Origin of the sequence: Roseovarius sp. W115, assembly GCF_032842945.2 — a bacterium.
Taxonomy (GTDB): domain Bacteria; phylum Pseudomonadota; class Alphaproteobacteria; order Rhodobacterales; family Rhodobacteraceae; genus Roseovarius; species Roseovarius rhodophyticola.
On the sequence record NZ_CP146606.1, the window covers coordinates 314,521 to 334,961 of the forward strand.

The following is a 20,441-nucleotide window of genomic DNA, read 5'->3' on the forward strand; positions in this document are numbered from 1 at the left end:
GGACGGTACTGAAAACACAGGCTGTAACCACTCACTAAGGGCGGGAAGCAGTCGTTCGCGGCGCTGTGGCAAGAATGCGCGATAGCTGCGAAAGTAGACATTCATCGCGCAGATTGTTCCGATCGACTTGCTTTTCGGGTCACTTTCGAACCGCCAATTTGGTTTCAACCAAAGAAGAGACGAGCGCAAAGCCCGCCTTCTGGTTTGTTTGACAGTTCCAGTCTTCCGCCAGCCTGCCGGACAAGCAGATTTGAGATGGCAAGCCCCAATCCAGTGCCGGTTTCATCCGCCGTTCGCGCTTCATCGAGCGTCACGAAGGGTTCAAGAACGCGTTGAAGCTCGGCCTCGGGGATGCCGGGTCCGTCATCCAAGATGCTGATCGTGACTGGCGTCGCAGTGCTGTCGATAGTCACTGATGCACTAAACTTCAGGGCGTTCTCGACCAGATTGGTGACGATACGGTCGAATGCAGCGATATTGATCTGAACCGCCCCGGTTTTGCCGGAGACTGTTGAGTTCGTATTTCAAGCTGCGATTTTGTTTGATTTCAAGGCTTGTTCGTATTTCTCCTCCGCTTCGATTGGTGTGATGTAGCCGAGAGGTTCGAGCAAGCGTTCCCTATTGAACCAATCGACCCATTGCAGGGTTTCCCATTCGACCTGATCTTTGGACTTCCATGGCCCCAGCCTGTTGATGACTTCCGTTTTGAACAGGCCGATGATTGTCTCAGCCAGTGCATTGTCATAGCTGTCGCCGACGCTGCCGACGGATGGTTCCAATCCTGCATCGACCAAACGCTCTGTGTACTTGATCGATACATATTGCGATCCGCGATCTGAATGATGGATCAGTTTCTCAGCAGGTCTGCGCGCATGGATCGCCTGTTCGAGCGCATCCAAGACAAACTGCGTGTCCTGTGTTGTCGATGCTTTCCAGCCGACGATCCGGTTGGCGAAGGTATCAATGACAAAGCCCACGTAGACGAAGCCCCGCCAGGTGGACACAAACGTGAAGTCGGACACCCAAAGCTCGTTTGGCATCGCAGCCCGGAACTGGCGATTAACCTTGTCCAGTGGGCATTGATCGGCAGGCTGACCATAGGTGGTTTTGACCTTCTTGCCCCGCCGAACGCCTTGAATACCAAGCTGGCGCATCAAGCGTTCAACCGTGCAGCGGGCGATATCGATCCTCTCGCGCTTCATTGCATGCCACAGTTTACGTGCGCCGTAGACTGATCTGTTCTTCTCCCAAACGTCTTTCATCTCTTTGCGCAGATACGCATCCCGCTTGGCGCGATCCGATGCACGGTCAGGTTCGCGTTCAACGGCCAGATGCTCGTAGAAAGTCGACGGGGCAATCTGCAGAACACGGCACATCGGCTCGACCCCATGCACGCTTCGGTGCTCCTTGATGAAGGCAATCATTTGCGGAATGGGCGGTCGAGCTCCGCCTGTGCAAAATAAGCAGATGCCTTTTTGAGGATCTCATTGGCCTGACGCAGTTGCCGGTTCTCGCGTTCAAGTTCCTTGATGCGTTCCCTCTCAACCGTCGTCAGACCATCACGCTTACCCGTGTCTGTCTCATGTTGTTTGACCCAGATGCGCAGGCTGTCCCTGCTGCATCCAACCTTCTGAGAAATCGACAAGATTGCTGCCGATCTGCTCGCATATTCTGCCTCGTGATCCAAAACCATCCGCACCGCTCGGGCGCGCAGTTCCTCTGGATAACGTGTTCCGTTCTTCGTCTTTCCCATAACCCAGTATCCTTACTTCTGGGTCTCCGGCAAACAAGGGGCGGTTCAAACCAACGCTCCAAACGCAGGCGCTATCTTTTTTACATTCAAAGACTTCGACGAACTCGCTCAATTGGGTATGACCCAGGAAAGTATTTTGCAGGAGATTCAGGGGTCTCTCTTCGGGATCAAAGAGGCGTTCATCTTCATTGTCGCGCCGCCACCTGTTCGCGGGATCGGGTCTGCGGGTGGATGGAAGATGTATGTGCAGGACACGCGTGGTCGGGGCTTGCGTGCGCTCGAAACCGTGGCGCAAGAGCTCTCCGGCCAAGCGAACCAGACCGAGGGGCTGACGCGCGCCTTCTCGCTCTTCAACACGGCAACGCCACGGGTTTTTGCCGATATCGACCGGGTGAAAGCCGAGCAATTGGGCGTCACGCCTGACCAGATATTTGAAACGCTGGAAATCTATCTGGGATCGGCATTTGTGAATGACTTTAACTTTCTGGGCCGCACATTCCGTGTCACGGCACAGGCGGATGGAGAATTTCGAGATCAGCAGCGCGATGTGGAAAACCTTCGAACCAGAACGGCCTCGGGTGGAATGATGCCCATTGGTTCGGTGGCCACTTTTGAGGACACAACCGGTCCGTATCGCGTTGTCCGCTACAACCTCTTTCCGGCTGCAGCAGTGCAAGGTGCCGCCATGCCGGGTGTTTCAACGGGAGAGGCGCTTGAGAAAATGGAGGCGCTGGCAGCAGATTTACCGCCTGGGTTTAGTTTCGAATGGACCGAATTGGCGCTTCAGGAAAAGCTGGCGAGCAACAGTCTGGTCATTATCTTCACACTTGCCGTGGTTCTGGTTTTCCTGGTCCTTGCGGCCCAATACGAAAGCTGGGTGTTGCCCTTGGCGGTCATCCTCATTGTGCCGATGTGTTTGCTCACGGCCATCACCGGCGTTTTGTTGCGCGGTATGGACAACAATATTCTGACGCAAATCGGATTGGTGGTGCTGGTTGGGTTGGCATCAAAAAATGCCATTCTAATTGTGGAATTTGCCAAACAGGCCGAGGATCGTGGCGCTTCGGCCTTTGACGCGGCAATTGAGGCAGCCCGGCTGCGTATGCGACCAATTCTGATGACGTCATTTGCCTTTATCTTGGGCGTCGTGCCCCTGATCACCGCAACCGGCGCTGGCGCGGAAATGCGTCAGGCATTGGGAACCGCGGTGTTCTTTGGAATGCTCGGCGTGACCTTGTTTGGCTTGATGTTTACACCCGTATTTTACTACGTGTGCAGACGCACCTACCGGCGGTCTCGGTCAGACGTAACGTGAGACGATATTACCCTTTCCGGATGTGTGAGTTGAACTCATCTGTTAGGTGTCTGCGAAAATTCAAACCTCACGTTCAACGCACCTCTCCTCAGATGTCCGCTCTGAGCCGTACTCCCCCGGACGGGCATGCTCCTCACTTTTGACCCGATGCAAGGAGCGTCCATCTTGTCATGTGCTGTCTTTGGACCATTTGTCTGCAACTCGTCCGAACAATTTGCAGCCACGATCTCTGTGGTTCGATAGCGAATGAAGGTGCGCTGCCGCGCTTTCAGCCCCCCATGTTGCTCACAAACGGTTGCACGCTTGCGAGCCACTCCGCAGGAGCGTCTTGCGGGATCCAGTGTGAAGCATTCGGCACACGGGCGTCTGGCGGCCAGCTTCGCAAACTTGCCTGCAAAATTCAAAGCCAGTTGTCATCTGTCCCTTTCGTCAAATAATTTCTGACGACCGGATCAAGTTTAAGGCTGTCAGATGAATACACGCCGCAGGTTTTGAACAATTCACGGACAGAGCGATAAGTGTCGAACCGCTTCCATACAACTTTGGAAGCATAAGGAATGCGCCGCGGGAGTGATGCCAGAAAACACATTGTGCCAAAGAGATATGTCTTTTTCTGACGGGGTGGCGGCGTCAGGATATGCATGCTCAAGGCGCTTTCATTCCGGCGCTCATTGTCTACAACAAAAATCCGGCCATTCTGATACGATACCTTCCCATCGCAGCGCGTCCAGCGTCTTTGGCCTACACGATGCGTTTTTAAGGCTTCGATAAGTCGGCTGTAAACAATACCGTCACGTTCATCTAGAAAGACGGTGTTGACCATGATGTCACTGCCAGACACCGGCGCATGAAAGAAGATCTGGTAGGCACCGAGGAACGGCCTCAACTTGCCGATATCCCCTGGAAATACGCCGGACAGGGGGTCCTGGCCACTCTGGTCGGGGTGCGCTTTGCGATATCTATGGATGTCGGCGAACTCTGTGTGCGACTGCAATAGCGCGCGCTCGGTCACGTCAAAATACTGCGCGATGCGACGCAAATTATGGGCGGAAGGTTTGGAATGATCTGTAAGATACTTACTGAATTGCTGATGGTTGATCCCGATTTCACGGCAAACCATTGCAACCGAGGGTTTTTCCGCGCAAAGAAATCTGAGGTTTTGTGCTAAATCTGACAACACCGGCGCCAGCTCCTCCGTGTTTCGGCAGCAAAAGTCGCATAAAGTTACTCAAAATAGCATAAACTCGCACAATTGCTTGATGCAAGCTGGTCAGGAAGTTTTCGGCCCAGACTTAAGATTTCATGCTTCTGGGAGAGAGCCGAATGAAAAAGCAAGAATATATCCAAAAGATGGAACTCAAACTGATCAATCGCCAGATTGATCGTCGGCAGTTCATGCGCGGCGTGCTTGCCACCGGTCTGACAGTTTCTGCGGCCACAACGTTGGCGGATCGCGCGCATGCGGCAACGCCGCAACGCGGTGGTACGCTGCGCGCGGGTCTGGGCCATGGGGCAACAACGGATACGCTTGACCCTGGCCTTTTTGCGGCTGGTTTCATGATCCCGGTGGGCATCGCGATGAACGGCTATCTGACCACGATGGACCCCAACAGCGAGGTCAAGCCGTCTATGGCGGAGTCCTGGGAGGCGTCCTCAGACGCTAAAACCTGGGCCTTCAAAATGCGTCAGGGCATTGAGTTTCACAACGGCAAGACCGTCACGGCTGAAGATGTTATCACCTCAATTAACCATCACCGCGGGGAGGATAACACATCGGCTGCGGCACCTCTGGTTGCCGGGGTCAAGGACATCACCGCTGACGGTGAATTGATCATCTTCGAGCTTGATGCCGGCAACGCCGACTTTCCCGCAGTCCTGACGGACTATCATATTCCTGTTCAGCCGATGGTGGATGGCAAAATGGACTGGGAATCCGGTGTAGGTTGCGGACCATACCGGCTTGATAACCTGGAACTTGGTGTGACGGCGCGCCTTAAACGATTTGAAAACCACTGGAATGACGAAGAGGGTTTTGTCGACGAGTGGGAACTCCTCGCTCTGCTTGATACCAACGCCCGCATGACCGCTGTTCTGACTGGCGATGTTGATCTTGCGGACAAAGTGGACGTGAAAACCGCTGGCCGACTAACCGGCGCACCGGGTCTTACCGTGCACAACATTGCCGGGAACCAGCACTACACGTTTGCGATGAACACAAAGATGTCACCATATGATGACAACAATGTTCGTCAGGCCCTGAAATACGCAATCAATCGAGAAGAACTGGTTGAGAAGATCCTGTTTGGTTACGGCGCAGTGGGCAACGACCATCCGATAGGATCCGGCCAACGCTACTTCAACACCGAGCTGGAACAGAAGACTTTTGATCCAGACAAGGCGAAGTTCTATCTCAAAGAGGCAGGTCTGACGTCACTTGATGTCGAGCTTTCGGCCTCGGATGCCGCTTTCTCCGGTGCAATTGATGCAGGTCTTCTGGTTCAAAACTCTGCGACACAGGCAGGTATCAACGTCAACGTCGTCCGGGAGCCTAATGACGGCTACTGGTCTGATGTCTGGATGAAGAAACAATGGGTCGCAAGCTACTGGGGCGGACGCCCTGTAGAGGATCTGATGTTTACCCTTGCCTTTAAGAGCGGGGTATCCTGGAACGAAAGCTTTTGGTCGAATGAACGGTTTGACGGTCTTTTGGCTGAAGCGCGTGCGGAGCTGGACGAAGAAAAACGTCGCGCGATGTATTGGGAAATGCAGGACCTCGTGGCCAATGATGGCGGCGTGGCAATCCCAATGTTCGCATCCTACGTCTTTGCGACACGGGATGGTGTCGGCACGCCTGAGGTGATCGGTTCAAACCTCGATGTGGATGGCGCCAGCTTTATGAACCGCTGGTGGAAAACCTCGTGATCTCCCTGCCAAACCGCCCATTCAAGCAGGGGTGATTGGCAAATAATCGTGCCGGGGGCGGTTGTCCTCGGCACGATTTGTTAAAACAGGATCAAGCACGAGCCGGAGGATCACGACAATGCGGCTGTTCATGGCAACGCTGTCTACAGAAACGAACACCTTTTCGCCTGTACCTACAGCAATGTCGGGTTTTGAAGCATATTACCTGCGCCATGGAACGGCCACGCAAGAGCCGCCAAACCTTATGACCGAGGCCCTGCACGAGTGGCGTTACAGAGGCGAGGCTCTAGGCTGGGAGGTGGTTGAAAGTCTTGCAGCCATCGCAGAACCCGCGGGAATTACAACAGCGAAATGCTACGAGGCTCTATGCGCGGAAATCCTTTCTGATCTCGAGGCCGCGGGCGGGGCTGACATCATTCTGTTGCAACTGCATGGGGCGATGGTGGCTGAGGGATTCGATGATTGCGAGGGCGACATCACAAATCGTATCCGTGCAATGTGCCCCAAGGCCGTGATTGGCATTTCGCTCGATTTACACTGCCATTTGACTGACGCAATGATGCAAGCGTGCGACCTGATCATTTGCTTCAAGGAATATCCGCATGACGATGCGGCTGCCCGCGCAGCAGAGCTTTTCGATCTTGCCCGACGGACGTTCATCGGAGAATTAAAGCCCGTCATGCGCTGCCAGCCTTGCCAGATGATCAACATGTATCTGACAAAGACCGGTGCCATGCGAACATTTGTGGATCGCATGTCCAAGCTGGAAGAAGAACTTGGGCTGCTGTCCATCTCCCTTGCGCACGGATTTCCATTCGCTGATGTCGCCGACGTGGGAGCAAAAGTGCTGGTCGTGACAAATGGCGACCCTGATCTTGCCCGGTGCACCGCGCGTCTGTTGAGCAAGGAGTTTTTCACCATTCGTGACGAAGTTTCGTGCCATACCGTGTCACTCGACGAGGCGCTCGATCAAGCAACTGCACACCCACAAGGCCCTGTGGTCATTGCGGATATGGGTGACAATTCCGGCGGCGGTGCCCCAGGTGACGCGACTTTTGTGCTTCGGGCGCTGCAGGAACGAGAACTCGAAAACATAGCCAGCGGGATTTACTGGGATCCGATGGTTGTCCGGACTTGCGAGGACGCCGGTGAAGGCGCGACGCTTCGCTTAAGACTTGGAGGCAAGACCAGTTCAGCATCAGGAGCGCCTATCGATATCACAGCCACTGTGATGCGTATCCGTTCAGGGCTGGGCCAACATCTTGGCAAAGGGCGTGAACCCCTGGGCACGATGGTTTGGCTGCGCTGCAGTGGCGATTTGGACATCGTTGTCAACGACTTGCGGACCCAAGTTTATCATCCTGAGGCTTTCGAACAGATGGGGATCGATTTGTCCGCCAAATCAATTGTAACCGTAAAATCGCTTTTTCACTTTTATGCACCGTTTGAAAAAATTGCCTCAAAAATCATCCAGGCGGGGACGCCGGGCGGTACGTCTCCTGACTTCCAAAATATCGCATACACTAAATTGGAGTCCAAATTCTGGCCCAAATCTCAAATATCGCTTTGAGTAGGTTGTTCGCCTTCTAGCGAGCCAGACAAGCACACCTAAATTGTTCGAATTGACCCATACTTCTGCCTCATTGATGGCAAATGGGTAATCGTTGAGCGATAGAGGCGTATGACAAAACAGTATGTGTGCAACACCGGACATAGCGGCTCCAAACACAATCGGCTATTTCTCTCCAAGTCAGGCGAAAGAAAGAGCACGAAATTTGCGCGTTTTAATTGATATCGTTCATCCTGCGGACGTTCTTTTTTTCAAAAGGCCTATTGAGATGCTGGCCGCACGTGGAGATGAGGTGAAAATCCTGTCACGCAACAAGGACATTGCCTGCGAGTTGCTCGACGCATTCGGATTTGAACACCACCCCATTTCGTCTGCAAAAACTGGCACAATTGGGCTGGCCACTGAGCTTGCCATGCGCAATTTGGCGGTCCTGCGAGCGGCCCGCAGCTTCCGGCCTGACGTGATGATTGGCTTCGGTGGGGTCGCTATTTCTCATATTGGCCGGATCACCGGGATTCCTTCGATTAGCTTTTACGACTCTGAAAACGCGACGCTGCAAACACGCCTAACGTGGCCTTTCATTTCTCGCTTATTTGTTCCAGCCGGATATTCAGGATCCACTCCAAAAGGACGGACCGAGCGGCTGGCAGGAACGAAGGAATTGTCTTTTCTGCATCCCTCGAGTTTTCAGGCAGATCCAGATGTCGCGCTCGCCTCTGGACTAGACCCAGATCGTGACAATTTCTTTGTCCGCGTTGTCGCCTGGCGCGCCAATCACGATATTGGCAAAGCGGGTTGGACGCCAGACACTCTGCGATCGGTGATTTTGTATCTTTCGTCCTTTGGCAAGGTTCATTTGTCGAGCGAACTTGAGGTGCCTGACGATCTGAAACCCTACTTATACAAAGGCCCCAAAGGGTCAGTACACCATCTTCTTGCACATTGCCGCATGCTTGTCGGGGAAAGTGCGACCATGGCCAGCGAAGCAGCTGTACTTGGTGTTCCGGCAATTTATGCTGGCCGGGATTTCCCTGGCTATATGTATGATCTTGAAGCCGCGGGCATGGTTAGAAACCTTGCCAATGTCTCCGAGGAGAACTTGAAGAGTTTGATTGATGAATGGCTTGCTGTTCCCAAGTCCGAGATCAAAGCAGCTCGTGATATCTATGTCTCGACTTGCCCCGATTGGGCGGAGGCTGTGGTTGCTGCATTGGATGCTGAAACCGCACGTTGATTGGTCCTGATGGACGCCTTTGGTTAGAGATAGACGCTTAAAGACGCGCAAATAGTGGATAACCCGGCAACACTGTTCACAAAATGACAATAATTATTGGTTTTAGGCCCTACTGTTGCCACATTTTTTGAGCAATCGTAGCGCAACTATTATACAACGGCTCGATTGATGAAGCTCATAATCCAAATTCCTTGCTACAACGAGGAAGCGACCTTGCCCGAAACTCTTGCGGATTTACCCCGTGAAGTTCCGGGGTTTGACAAGGTTGAATGGCTCATCATCGATGATGGGTCTACCGACCGAACGGTTGAAGTTGCGGAAGAACACGGTGTTGACCACATCGTGCGTCAATCTCACAATCAAGGGCTCGCGGTTGCGTTTCTGTCTGGATTGGAAGCGGCCTTGCGCGCCGGTGCGGATGTCATTGTGAATACCGATGGCGACAACCAATATGCCGCGCGTTGCATACCTGATTTGACCCAGCCCATTTTGGATCGCCGGGCGCAGTTCGTCATTGGCGCACGCCCAATTTCCACTATCGAACATTTCTCGCTGGTCAAACGCATGCTTCAAAAACTGGGAAGCTGGGTTGTTCGACAAGCCAGCGGGACCAAGATTGACGATGCGCCAAGTGGGTTTCGTGCCATTCATCGCGACTCTGCGATCAAGCTCTATGTCTTTGACCGATATACCTACACATTAGAGACCATTATTCAGGCGGGTCGTCTCGGCATCCCAATGATGTCTGTTCCGATTGAGGTGAATGATCCGACCAGAGAGTCGCGCCTGATCCGGTCAATTCCGCAATATATCCGCAGATCGGTCAAGACGATCCTCAGGATCGCAGTGCTCTACCGTCCTTTGCGTTTCTTCACGTGGCTGTCGATCGTATCCGCCCTGCCCGGTGCTCTGGCATTCCTGCGCTTTCTCTACCTTTATGCAGCAGGTCAGGGGGATGGTCACATTCAATCACTGGTCATCGGCTCCGCCTTGATCGGCGTCGGCGCGATTTTCTTTGTTGCTGGGCTGATCGCTGATTTGGTTGCAGCAAACCGGGTTTTGTCAGCAGACATCCGTGGTCGGTTGCTGCGCGCAGAACTGGATGGAACCAAGCTGGAATGAGCCTGCTTCAAAACCGCACAGGGTTTTTCATCCTTGTGGCGCTGACATGCCTATGGGTCGTATTGGGTTTCTCCGCATCAGACGGGCTCTACAACACAGACGAGACTCTCTATCGTCTGGGCGCCGAGACGTTCCGAAGCACGGGAACCTTCGTCGTGCAAAACGGCTATGAGAGCTTTCGCTCTGAGGATCTCAGACATCTTTTGCTTGTTAACGGCCCAAGTGGTCTTGTTCCTCAATACCCGGTCGGGTCTGCCCTCGCCGCAACTCCTCTCATTGATGTTTTTGGATACAAGAGCCTGCTTGCATTGAATGTCCTGGCGGGCATCGGAGCGCTCTTTTCAACCTATTTTCTGGCCCTTCGTTTGTTCGGCTCTGACGACGTTGCAAACCTCACAGTTGTTGTCCTCGCTCTGTGCACTTTCTGGAGCGAGTATGTGGTGGGGCTTTGGCCGCACTCGGTCAGCCTGTTTCTGGTCACACTGGCTATTGTGTTTTTCTTAGCGGCTTTGGACCGCACCCGCGCCGCATGGCATCCCGCCTTTTGGGCTGGCATCTGTGTCGGTGTCGGAATGTCTTTCAGGTTGGAGGTCTTGCTTTTGCTGCCTGCTATTGCTGCAGCAACCATACTCTATGCGCGCAAACCGATCGAGATCATGATCGCTGGCGCTTTGGGGATGGCACCAATCATTGCCCTCCTATCCTATGCAAATAAAGTAAAGTTCGACACGTATAGCCCTCTGTCCTACGGGCAATCTGGCGGGGGGACTGATGCATCAACCTACTGGCCTCTGGGCCTTGCAATGCTGTTTGGATTGACCGGTTTGATTTTCTTGCGAAACAGAAGCGCAGCAAATGTCGAAAGAAAGTACATTCTCGCCGGCACTGCGGTGTTTGTTTTGGGGGTCGTAATCTTAAATCCCTTCGTTCCAATCCTGCAAAAACTGACTGGTGGGATTCACGCACTCCTTCTCGATTCAACGTCAATCCAGGATTCGCGACCCAAGGCTCTGATGACGTTACCGGATGGCACCGTCGCCTTCTGGGGGCTTCCGAAAAAGGCACTTTTCCAAAGCTTGCCGTGGCTGGGCTGTCTGGCTTTGCTGATCGGCCTTGTTTGGGGAGAGCGGCGTCGAAGCGTGGCAATTGCCTTGCTCTTTGTCACTGTTTGGGCGCTGCCGTTTATTCTGCGAAGCTGGCATGGCGGCATGAGTTCTAACATGCGCTATCTCCTGCCTGTAATACCACTGCTGGCCATGCTCTCAATCTGGGGAATCCTGGAATTGGCCCAAAGACGCGGCAGCGTAAATCCATACATATTTGGGATAGCAAGTCTTGTTGGTTTTGCGGTGCCATTGGTCTGGATTCTATTTGTCAAAGAGTCCACGTTTTGGATCAATCAGGTAGCATCGCTCTACCTGTTTTGCGCAATCGCTGTGCTTTCCTTCGTTGCAGGTTTTGTCAGGCACAAAGTACTAGCTCAAGTGTCTCTATATGCGGTCGCAGCGGGCTTAGGGTGGTCAAGTTATCTTGCGTTTCAGGACTACAGCCTGTCACAGTCACGTCGCACAGACACTGCGGCAATTGCCGAGGCAATTTCCAGCATCTCAGATCGTGCTGTACTTTACGGAGCGCCCGCTCATTTCTATCCTGCTTTCTCAAACCCCAACCAGTTGCTCGCCCGTCCACCAAACCCCGCAACACAGGTGGACGCAACATTTGTCAAAGCTGCATGCGGTGCAGGCTATCGCGTTTTGTTCGCAGATTACTTGATCGAGCAACTCGGAGATTTGGCAGGTTCTGTTTCTGAGTACATGTGGAAAGAGGGCATCAAAGGCCCGGGCATGGTCGAGTTCAATTGCGGCACCTGAAACGAGTGTTCTGTGCGTTTAAGGAACCGAACTGATCAATTTCGACGCACTAAGTTAAAATTCATGCAGGTTCTGGCGCTTTGCGCCGAAAGATCCTATCAGTATGTGGCACAAACGCTTTCGCCCTCAAATCCACGAGGCAACATCTCATCCTGCCAAGGCACGTACTCCGCACTAAAATGAACTGTCGCGCCGGGCGCATTTTCCCCCAGTAAAACGCAATGCGGTGAAGCCGCACTGGTTCGGGGGCCGGGCTTGAACCGCGCGGCCCCCTTCAGGCTCACACTAGCACCTGAAAATTCCAGGGCGAAATACCCATCGCCACCAATAAACCTACCCTTAACTTCCAATCCATCCGGAACGCTCTGTTCCACGATGAAAACATATTGACCGTTTGGTCCCTGCGAGACGAGCGTTGCGTACATGACAAGGTCGGGAGAAAGCCCTTGCGGAGCTTCACTCTCAAGCCCCGTGCACGCTCCGGCATTGGAGACACTCAAATATGATTTTCCCCCCAGATCTTGATACAATTAGATACTCGCTACGCTGACTAATGATCGTTTGGGGATGCAAATAACTTGCCACAGCCCGCCGGTTTTGCATGGCAATACAAAAAGTCACTTCAAAAAATCCTCCTCTCTCACCTCGCAGGGTAATTCCCATTATTCCGGCACTCTGTAAGGGGGGTGTTAAGCGCTGCGTTAAAGAAGTGTTAAAACCGAATTCTTTTTCAGTTTCCCTTTGAAATCATTATCTTGAGGCACTTAAATTTCCTAGAATGCCCAAAATCCCTTGTTTTTTTGACGTTTTTTTCGCGCCACCTGCCGCGAAAGCTAACGGCCTGTTGATTACGCAACGTCAATCTTGAGACGTGGGTGGCACCAGGACGCGGGTCACGCGTCTTTTTTTATTTTGGAGGATTTTATGAAGTTACCATTTTCAGAACCGTATCTGGCCGGATCGGCCCGAGCGCGCAGAGCCAAAGAGCTGCGCGACCTTGCAACCGAAGTGTCGCGCCTGTCACCGCAGGCGCTCACGCGCACGAACCAGGAAGAGGTGGATCATGCACCGAAATACCCCGCGAATTTCACCAAGGGGCTCGCGCATGATGAATATGGTGTGCTCAACGAACAGGACGACTATGCCTGTTTCGTTCAAGCCATCAATTCGCCAAATCCGAGTGATTTCGATAAAGAGATCACGCGCTTTGACGACCATTTCGACTGTCAGCCACTGGATGCCGACTACAAGCCTCTGAAAGACAAAGAGGGCAATAAGGTCAAAACCCAGTGGCGCGGTTGGGAAAGCCCGCGTGCCGGGCACGTGTATGAACTACAAGGCCCTGACGCCGGTGCCGTTGGCATGGCCCCTGCCCCGCGTGTCAGCACACCTGAATTGGCGGTGGAAATGGCCGAGGTTTACGGTCTTGCCATCCTTCGGGACGTGCCCTTCACCGAAATATGTGACGGCAAAGGCGACCGGCTTTGTGGTAAAAAATCTAAACCCGCCCAGCTTGACGCCAATCAGGTGGCCGCGCTCATCGCAGGCATGGACTTCTTTTCCGCGCCTGATGACAGCATGGATCAGTTCGCGCGCAACCGTAGGGATGCACGTCTGATTGGTGGGCCAATCACATCCGAAACTGCCTTTCGCGGGTCCACACCAGGCGCCATGGCGGGGCCATACCTGTCGCAATTCATGCTGATAGGATCGGATTCACGCGCAGGCGGCAATCCTGGTGCAGGGGTATCGAACTTCCCCGGCGAAAACTCCGGTTGGGATTTCCGTGATGGATTTATCCAGTATGGCTCAATCACAATCGACCAGCGCGGGCAATCCGCCAAAGGCTGCCTCGACTATATGACAGACTGGCCTTCATGGCGTGACGTTCAAAACGGCGCGGACTTCCGCGGATTGGATGTGTTCGAACCCAAACGTCGGTTCATCACCACGCCTCGCGATCTGGCAACTTATGTGCACTACGACCAGCTGTATGAGGCATACCTGAACGCGGCTCTGCTGTTGCTGGAAATGGGAACACCAACATCCAAAGGCATGCCTGAGCCGTCATACACAGGTCACCGCACCGCCTTTGCAACATTCGGCGGACCACATGTTCTGTCGCTGGTTTGCGAGATCGCCACACGTTGCCTCAAGGCCGTCCGCCGTCAGAAGTTCAACTATCACCGCCGGGCACGTCCCGAGGCGATGGGGGGCGACTGACATTGGCCTGTGCCGGAGAGCTCGAAAAACTGGGCTGCGCCGGAGATGCGTTTGCGGAGATGCTGGACCAGATGCCCAAGGACCTCTTGAAGGCCGTTGTACATCACAACAAGGACCAAAACTCGCATGCGATGGCCAAGATGCGCCGTCTGGCCTGTGGTCACAAAGGTGCGGGTCTGCCGGGCTGCATCGACGAAGATTGTAACCTCTTGCTGCCAATGGCGTTCCCTGAAGGCAGCCCAATGCATCCCGCCTACGGCGCCGGTCATGCGACTGTCGCGGGCGGATGTGTCACGATCCTCAAGGCATTCTTTGAGATGTTTGAGGATTGCGACAGCAAGGTCGAGCGCAAACTCACCTATTGCGACGCCAAGGGCAACGACCAGCCTATTCGTTATGTCCCGAACGAAGATGGCTCTGCTCTTGTGCAGGATCCAAAGTCAAACGACGCACTGACGATCCAAGGTGAGCTCGACAAACTGGCGGCCAATATCTCTATCGGCCGCAACATGGCGGGCGTTCACTACTACTCAGATTACTACGACAGTCTGCGTATGGGTGAGCGGGTCGCGGTGGGTCTCCTGATGGAGCAAAGCCCGACTTACGTCGAACCGGTGGAGATGTCCTTCACCAGCTTCGACGGCGATCACATCTGCATCTCGGGTGCTGCCGGGGCCGCGCCTTCCATTTCCATCCTCGATCAGTCAGGACGTCCCGTCCAGCTGGCTGACTGGTGTCTTCGCCATGTGAGTGGGGCGGAGACCATGGAGGATCTGTAGCGGCATAGTCCTTCGTCGCTACAGCGAGCCCCGCATCTTACTCCTGAGATGCGGGGCTTTTTTTTGACGTGCGACGACGTGAACTCCGCTCAATAATCTTTCTCAAAGAACACGCCGACCCCAGAATTCCCATCCGTGCCTGTACTGCCACGCACAGTCAGGTTCTTGTTAATATCAAGATTGAGGTTGATCTCTTGGTTACCTTCACTGTCGACAACAACTTCTGAGTAGATGTTTTCGTTGATATAAGTCCCAGCGCGCACCTGGTTGGCCCCATCCTCAGTCGTGGTGACATCAAGATCACTCAAACCCAGAGACCGACGCAAAGAGCCACTCAAACCACCTGAGCGTTGGCCCGATAGCGTGGCGGCTGCGGCGACAAGCTGGGCTGCCTGAAACGGCGAAATGCTATCAAGCCCGCGTCCGAAGAGCAGCCGCGCGACAGCCTCTTCCTGCGGCAAATCCGGCTCTGACTCAAAGCGCACCGTGGGCGCGCTGGCGAGGCCCTCCAAGATGATGCGCACCACAAAATCATCTGATTGCGTCTCTGCGACAAAGCGCAGGAAGGGATCCAGCGCGCCGCGCAAATCAATCAAACCCTCCGTGAGGTCAAGCCGCCGCCCCAAAATGTCGAGCCGCCCACGGATCAGTTCGAACACGCCACTTGCCGTAACATTGGCCGTGGTTCCACCCAACCGCAATTGACCGCCCAATTCCGCATCAAGCCCACGCCCGCGTACGAAAATGCGATTGGGGGCATTGACCGTCAAATCAAGTGGGAAGGCTGCCGCAGGCCCTTTTGATTTTTGACCGGTCAGACCGGCGCGTTCCTGCGTGCGACGCACATCTACAGGTGTATTCACGTGGCGCATGTCCAGAATGCTACCCGGAGCCGCCGATGTGCTGGATGGCACCATCACTTCTGTCTCTCCAAGCGACAGGACGCCACCAATGCGCGCGCCGCCGGTCAGCGGGCCGTCTACTGTGACTTGGCCCGATACGGTCGTGCGGTAGAGATTTGGATCGGAAACGCCAAGATCATTGAGTGTTGCCTGAAGCGTTGCAGAAAATGGCGCGGCGAGGGCAATTGGCCCTGTCACCCGAAAACTGCCACCCGTTCCCGCGTTGCCAGTGATATCCGGGCGCGCCTGACCTTGTGACAGGTCCACTCTGCCAGCAAGCTCTTGAAGGACAAGACCTGACCCAGGCAGCGCCACCCTGCCCTGCTCTGTCGTAACCGTACCAGACAGCGCATCCAGTTGTGCGGGGCCATCCAGACGCAGCTCAAACCGCGCCAGCCCATCGATAGAATTGGGTGAGATGAACCCATTTGCGAGCCCCAAAGGTGCGGTGCCAACAAGCTCAAGCGCCAGTTGTTTTGCATAATCCTGGATTGTCCCCGTGATCTTGGCCTGGGTGCCACCCGGTCCCGTTGCGTCCAGCACAACATCGACAAGACGCGCTTGGGTATCTTGCAATGTGATCTGACCTTGCACGCTGGCCGGTCCGTCAAATCCCGGAGCCAAAACGCCAAGATCCGCGATGCTGGCTGACGTCGTGATTGGCGCGCCGGGTGCCGGGCTTTCGGCTGTGACATCAAGTTTTGCGGCAGCTAGATCAAGGTTGCGGATATGCGGCAGTGCATCAGGGTTAATCGCGAAAGATGTGTCAAACGTGACGTCGCCCGCCACAAGACGATCAAGGCTTGGCAAACCTGAGCGAAAATTCTGGGCGACCAAATTCGTCGTAAGGTCCACGATTTTTCCGCGCAATTCCCCAAACCCGTCCACGGACCAATCGACACGACCAGCAAGGGAGCGCCCCGCAATAGCAGACAGACGCGACAGATCTTCTGCGACCAGAGTGAGGTCGCCATCTACGGGCAATTCAGGGTCATCAGGGGTCAAGGAAACCGTTCCGCTAAGCGTTGCGCCAACGGCTTGGGCGGTGAGGTTTTCCAAAGAAATCGCACCGCCTTCGACCCAACGCAGACCGACCGAAAGGTTTGCCGGTCCGTCCATTTTGGGTTCAACGAGGGAGACTTCCGACAGCTCAGCGGCCAGATCAAGCTGTCCGCGCTCGGCATTCAAAGTGCCGTCCGCCGTTGCGTTGACGGCGTCGGTGCGGACCAAAAACCGGTTTAAAAGCGTGCCTTCGAGGTCTCTTTTGACGGCAAACGAGACAACGCCGTTGCCTTGCAAGAGAGGGTCGATGCGCTGATTGGAGATCTTCAAACCATCGGTTTTCGCATCAACATCTACATCAAATGATCCACCCAGTAGTGCGCCCATACCTTCTATACGGATCTCTGCTGCCCCGCTGAGGTCCCGCTCTGCAACACCTGAAAACCGCGAAAGGTCCGCACTGCGAAGTGTTGCGCGCCCTGCCACTGGGAAGCCTTCTGAAAGACCATCAACTGTGCCGTTTGCCTGCAAATCAACGTCTTCGCTTTGCAGCATCAACGACATGATCTCTAGCGGGGATTGTGCGGTCCAGGACAAGTCGGACGTGCCATTTATGGAAGACCCCAACAAACGGCGAAGATCAGGGGCGTCGTGGTTTAAACGCTGCGCATCAAATGTGATACTCGCGGTCACGCCCCCTGGGTTGCCACGCGTTATCGTTCCTTCTGCGGCAAGCACCGCACGGCCCACCTGCAGCTCATCACGTACAAGATCGCGCAATTTGGCTTCTGCCTGCCACACGTCGCCCTGATCGGCGTTGTATTGTGCCGACAGGTTGATTTCACGGACGGACACTTCCGTCCCAGCCACAGGCAAGCGCGTTACCGCATCTCCAGCAATATCCACCTTAAGATCAAAGCTTTGTGGCCATCCATCTGGCGACAGACGCACGCGCCCATTCAAATCCATCGCGCCTGAGGTTAGCTCCAGAACATCCAGATTGAGCCGCCCATCGGTCAGGTTTTGTCCCGCCACCGACAGCGATGCGTTTTCGCCCATGAAGCGGTGAAACTCCGGCTCGAACAACGGGCGCACGTCGCCAGACAGGTTGGCGGCGAAAGCATGCCCCATCTCTCGATCCTCGCCGGCTTCCATCGCGGAAATTTCGATCGCTCCGCCAAAGCGGCGAACACCGTCAGAGGAAAGCGCAATGTTGGCGGTATAGTCGCTTAGAGGAGCCTCCCCATTGAGCTGCAGTTGCAAACTGGGCGCACCGGGGATGCGCAACAGTTTTGCCACGAGCCCATCTCTGGCTTCTACAAAATCGAGAGCCAACGCCAGCACTCTGGTCTCATTTGAAAAGCCACCCTCAAACACAAGCTTGTCTTCGCGATCCGTGCGCAAAATCTGAGTTTTGGCCCGTGCAACACCATCATCGAGGAAAAAAGCGCCCTCAAGCGACAACACGGCCTGTTCACCCAACACAGGTGGCTTCAGAACGATGCGTTTCGCGTGAATCTCGTCGATGTTGATGGCCACAGGCAACTCAGGCAAGGCAAACTGCCACGCTTGCGCGTCTTCAGGGGATACGCCGCCCTCGCTCACGGGCATACGCTCCAAAACCATTTCGTCAGCGGTCAGTTCGTCTATTTCCAGGCGGCCAGCAAAAAGCGACGATCGAGACCAGACTAGGGAGGCATTGTTGAGAGTAAACCACACGCCGTCGTCGTCTGAAATCGTCAAACGCTCTAAGGTCGCGTTTGACGACAAGGCACCGCGAAACCCGGTGACAACGACCTCTCGCCCTGCTTCAGACAGATTGTCTTGCAGCCAGTTTTCGATGAAGCTTTTGTCATCCTGTTCAGCATTCTGCGCCAGCGCAAAATTGGCCACGCACAAGAACACCAAAAAGACCTTGATCAACCGCATCAAAACGCCTGCCCTATGCCTATGTAAAATTCGAATTGCTGACCCGCATCGCTGTCGACGGGCGTGGCAATGTCGAGCCGGATAGGGCCAATCCCTGTATCGTATCGCACACCAAACCCTGCTCCCGCGTGCACCTCTCCACTGTCACTGATGAAACTGTCGCTTCCGACAAAGCCTGCATCTGCAAAAGCTACGACCGACCACGTGTCGTTCAAACCATAGCGTAGCTCGCTGGAGATCGCCAAAAACGATCTCCCGCCGAGGCGGTTTCCGCCCCCGATATCAACAGCAAGCGATTCAAATGGTTGACCGCGTACTGTGTCAGAGCCGCCTGAAAAGAAAAGCATGTCGGGTGACACCTCGGTTAACCCCGCACCAACGACCGATCCGATTTGCGCGCGAAAGGCCGCGACATGGCGGTCTTTTTCGCCGAACCCTAGATAAGTCCGCGCATCCGCAAAGAACCGCGCGCCCGACCCGCCGCTTCCCACTGCTGCAAAGGGTGTGACTTTGGTATCAATGAAAATCCCAGAATGAGCATCCAGCGGGTCATCCCGGCTATCATAGGTCAGGCTGACCGGAAAAAGGACGTGCTCCAGCGTCCGGGACCCTGCGTCATCGTCAATGTCGGAAAACCGATAGGCGATGCCCACCTGCCCGGTCAGTTCATCATTGAAAATATGAGACAGCCCAATACCTGCCTGAGCGCTGCTTTCGCGAAAGCCCGGCTCGTCTTGCTCCTCGATTTCAAATCCCAAAACAAGAGACGTGTCCGGGGTAATGGTCGCAGGCCGGTCAAACCGGACGCCCACACGATAGTCGATCCCATCTGTATCGCCCCCAATGCCGCGCACCTCACCTTCGAACCGCAAACGCTCTGCGCCACCAAGCAAGTTTCGATGCATCCAGAACGCGTTGAGCGACAGTCCCTCCAGCGAGGCTATTTCGGCACCAACGCCAAAACGTCTTGGCTTTGCGTCAACAAGCTCTGCCGTGATGTCCAAGGTATTGCCGGGACCGGGCGTGTCAGCTTCGGTCAAAACAACTGATCGGAACGCACCCGTTCTGCGCAAGCGCTCGCTTGATCGTTTCAAGTCCTCGGGGGAGAATACCTCGCCCGTCGGCAGACCTGCAATTGCGCGCACACGGCTCGGGCGAACCCGTCCGGGCTCGGCGACGAGAAGGTCGCCAAAGGTCAGGCGCGGACCGGGGGCCAGACGAATGTCAGCGGCCAGTTCTGCGCGGGCATGATTGGCCGTGATCCGTTGATCAGAGACATTTGCCTTTGCATGACCCGCGTCACGCCACGCGTCGACACCCGCTTGTGCGGCCTCTACGACCCTGTCCGAAAGGGCAGGCTGTCCTGGCGCGAAACCTTCCGGAAGTTCCGTTGTTGGTGCAAGCGGAGCAACACGCGCCGTCGAGAACCGAAAACGCGGACCGGGATCAATCAGGATATCCACCCGCTCTATCGCCTCGGGCCCTCCAAAGGGCGAGATATCAGCGGCTTCGCGACCATCAACACGGATGCTGATAACACCTCCGTAGTAACCGAGTTCATACAAAGAACTGAGAAGTCTTTGATAATCTGCACGCGCAGCAGAAAGAATATCCTGGGCGACGGGGTTGTTCTGCGCTGCGGTCTCGACCGTCAAGGATGCCGCGCGCAACCTGTTCACAAAGCTTTCGGACGCTTGCAGACGCACGTCCACGGCCAGCGCCATCGGGACATAGCACAACACTACCACGCAACTCAGCCAAATCTTGGTCGTCCAGCTATGAAACACGTCAGGCGCTCCGTTCTGCATATTGTTATTCC

General features: G+C 54.8%; 14 protein-coding genes and 1 other annotated feature. Of the genes, 8 read left to right on the forward strand and 6 right to left on the reverse strand.

Annotation, left to right across the window (positions count from 1 at the left end):
• Positions 1-164: 164 nt before the first annotated feature.
• Positions 165-482, reverse strand: a complete 318-nt coding sequence (locus RZS32_RS01630; RefSeq protein WP_317057831.1) for an ATP-binding protein — start codon at positions 480-482, stop codon at positions 165-167.
• A gap of 42 nt (positions 483-524) precedes the next feature.
• A protein-coding gene (locus tag RZS32_RS01635; RefSeq protein ID WP_422395913.1) for an IS3 family transposase occupies positions 525-1,753 on the reverse strand; the annotation gives its coding sequence in 2 pieces (ribosomal slippage) (positions 525-1,459 and positions 1,459-1,753; 1,230 coding nt in all).
• Positions 1,350-1,466, reverse strand: a sequence feature (AL1L pseudoknot). Its footprint overlaps the gene before it by 117 nt.
• On the opposite strand from RZS32_RS01635, the gene RZS32_RS01640 reads away from it, so the two are divergent.
• The gene (locus RZS32_RS01640) at positions 1,752-3,068 is read left to right on the forward strand and encodes an efflux RND transporter permease subunit (protein ID WP_317057832.1); all 1,317 of its coding nucleotides are present in this window, start codon (positions 1,752-1,754) and stop codon (positions 3,066-3,068) included. The two genes, RZS32_RS01635 and RZS32_RS01640, sit on opposite strands and share 2 nt — an antisense overlap.
• 400 nt (positions 3,069-3,468) lie before the next feature.
• Here the strand turns inward: RZS32_RS01640 and RZS32_RS01645 are convergent, their stop codons facing one another.
• A complete protein-coding gene (locus RZS32_RS01645) occupies positions 3,469-4,248 on the reverse strand; it encodes a helix-turn-helix domain-containing protein (protein WP_317055296.1) in 780 nt (259 codons plus the stop codon).
• Positions 4,249-4,391: 143 nt separating this feature from the next.
• Between RZS32_RS01645 and RZS32_RS01650 the strand changes: the two genes are divergently transcribed.
• From RZS32_RS01650 to RZS32_RS01670, 5 genes are all read left to right on the forward strand, one after another.
• Positions 4,392-5,990: an ABC transporter substrate-binding protein gene (locus RZS32_RS01650; protein WP_317055297.1), complete on the forward strand. Its 1,599-nt coding sequence runs from the start codon at positions 4,392-4,394 to the stop codon at positions 5,988-5,990.
• 118 nt (positions 5,991-6,108) lie between these two features.
• Positions 6,109-7,560, forward strand: coding sequence for a M81 family metallopeptidase (locus tag RZS32_RS01655; RefSeq protein WP_317055298.1), 1,452 nt, complete (start codon positions 6,109-6,111; stop codon positions 7,558-7,560).
• A gap of 124 nt (positions 7,561-7,684) precedes the next feature.
• On the forward strand, positions 7,685-8,794 hold the full coding sequence (locus RZS32_RS01660) for a DUF354 domain-containing protein (protein ID WP_317055299.1): 1,110 nt from the start codon (positions 7,685-7,687) through the stop codon (positions 8,792-8,794).
• A 168-nt stretch (positions 8,795-8,962) separates the two neighbouring features.
• Positions 8,963-9,916 (forward strand): glycosyltransferase family 2 protein, encoded by a 954-nt coding sequence (locus tag RZS32_RS01665; RefSeq protein WP_317055300.1) that lies wholly within the window; start codon positions 8,963-8,965, stop codon positions 9,914-9,916.
• A complete protein-coding gene (locus RZS32_RS01670) occupies positions 9,913-11,787 on the forward strand; it encodes a hypothetical protein (RefSeq protein ID WP_339106769.1) in 1,875 nt (624 codons plus the stop codon). Before RZS32_RS01665 ends, RZS32_RS01670 begins: the two co-directional genes overlap by 4 nt.
• Positions 11,788-11,885: 98 nt before the next feature.
• On the opposite strand, the gene RZS32_RS01675 is transcribed toward RZS32_RS01670, so the two are convergent.
• Complete coding sequence (locus RZS32_RS01675) at positions 11,886-12,317, reverse strand: hypothetical protein (RefSeq protein ID WP_339106770.1); 432 nt, start codon at positions 12,315-12,317, stop codon at positions 11,886-11,888.
• A 394-nt stretch (positions 12,318-12,711) separates the two neighbouring features.
• Here RZS32_RS01675 and RZS32_RS01680 point away from each other — a divergent pair, with 394 nt between their 5' ends.
• Positions 12,712-14,010 carry a hypothetical protein gene (locus RZS32_RS01680; protein WP_317055303.1) on the forward strand — a complete coding sequence of 433 codons (1,299 nt, stop codon included), beginning with the start codon at positions 12,712-12,714 and terminating at the stop codon, positions 14,008-14,010.
• A 2-nt stretch (positions 14,011-14,012) separates the two neighbouring features.
• On the forward strand, positions 14,013-14,789 hold the full coding sequence (locus RZS32_RS01685; protein ID WP_317055304.1) for a hypothetical protein: 777 nt from the start codon (positions 14,013-14,015) through the stop codon (positions 14,787-14,789).
• 89 nt (positions 14,790-14,878) lie between these two features.
• On the opposite strand, the gene RZS32_RS01690 is transcribed toward RZS32_RS01685, so the two are convergent.
• Together RZS32_RS01690 and RZS32_RS01695 are read right to left on the reverse strand one after the other, a co-directional pair.
• Positions 14,879-18,622: a translocation/assembly module TamB domain-containing protein gene (locus tag RZS32_RS01690; protein ID WP_317055305.1), complete on the reverse strand. Its 3,744-nt coding sequence runs from the start codon at positions 18,620-18,622 to the stop codon at positions 14,879-14,881.
• Entirely contained in the window at positions 18,622-20,430 is a 1,809-nt protein-coding gene (locus RZS32_RS01695; RefSeq protein ID WP_317055306.1) for an autotransporter assembly complex protein TamA, read from the reverse strand. Before RZS32_RS01695 ends, RZS32_RS01690 begins: the two co-directional genes overlap by 1 nt.
• Positions 20,431-20,441 lie beyond the last annotated feature (11 nt).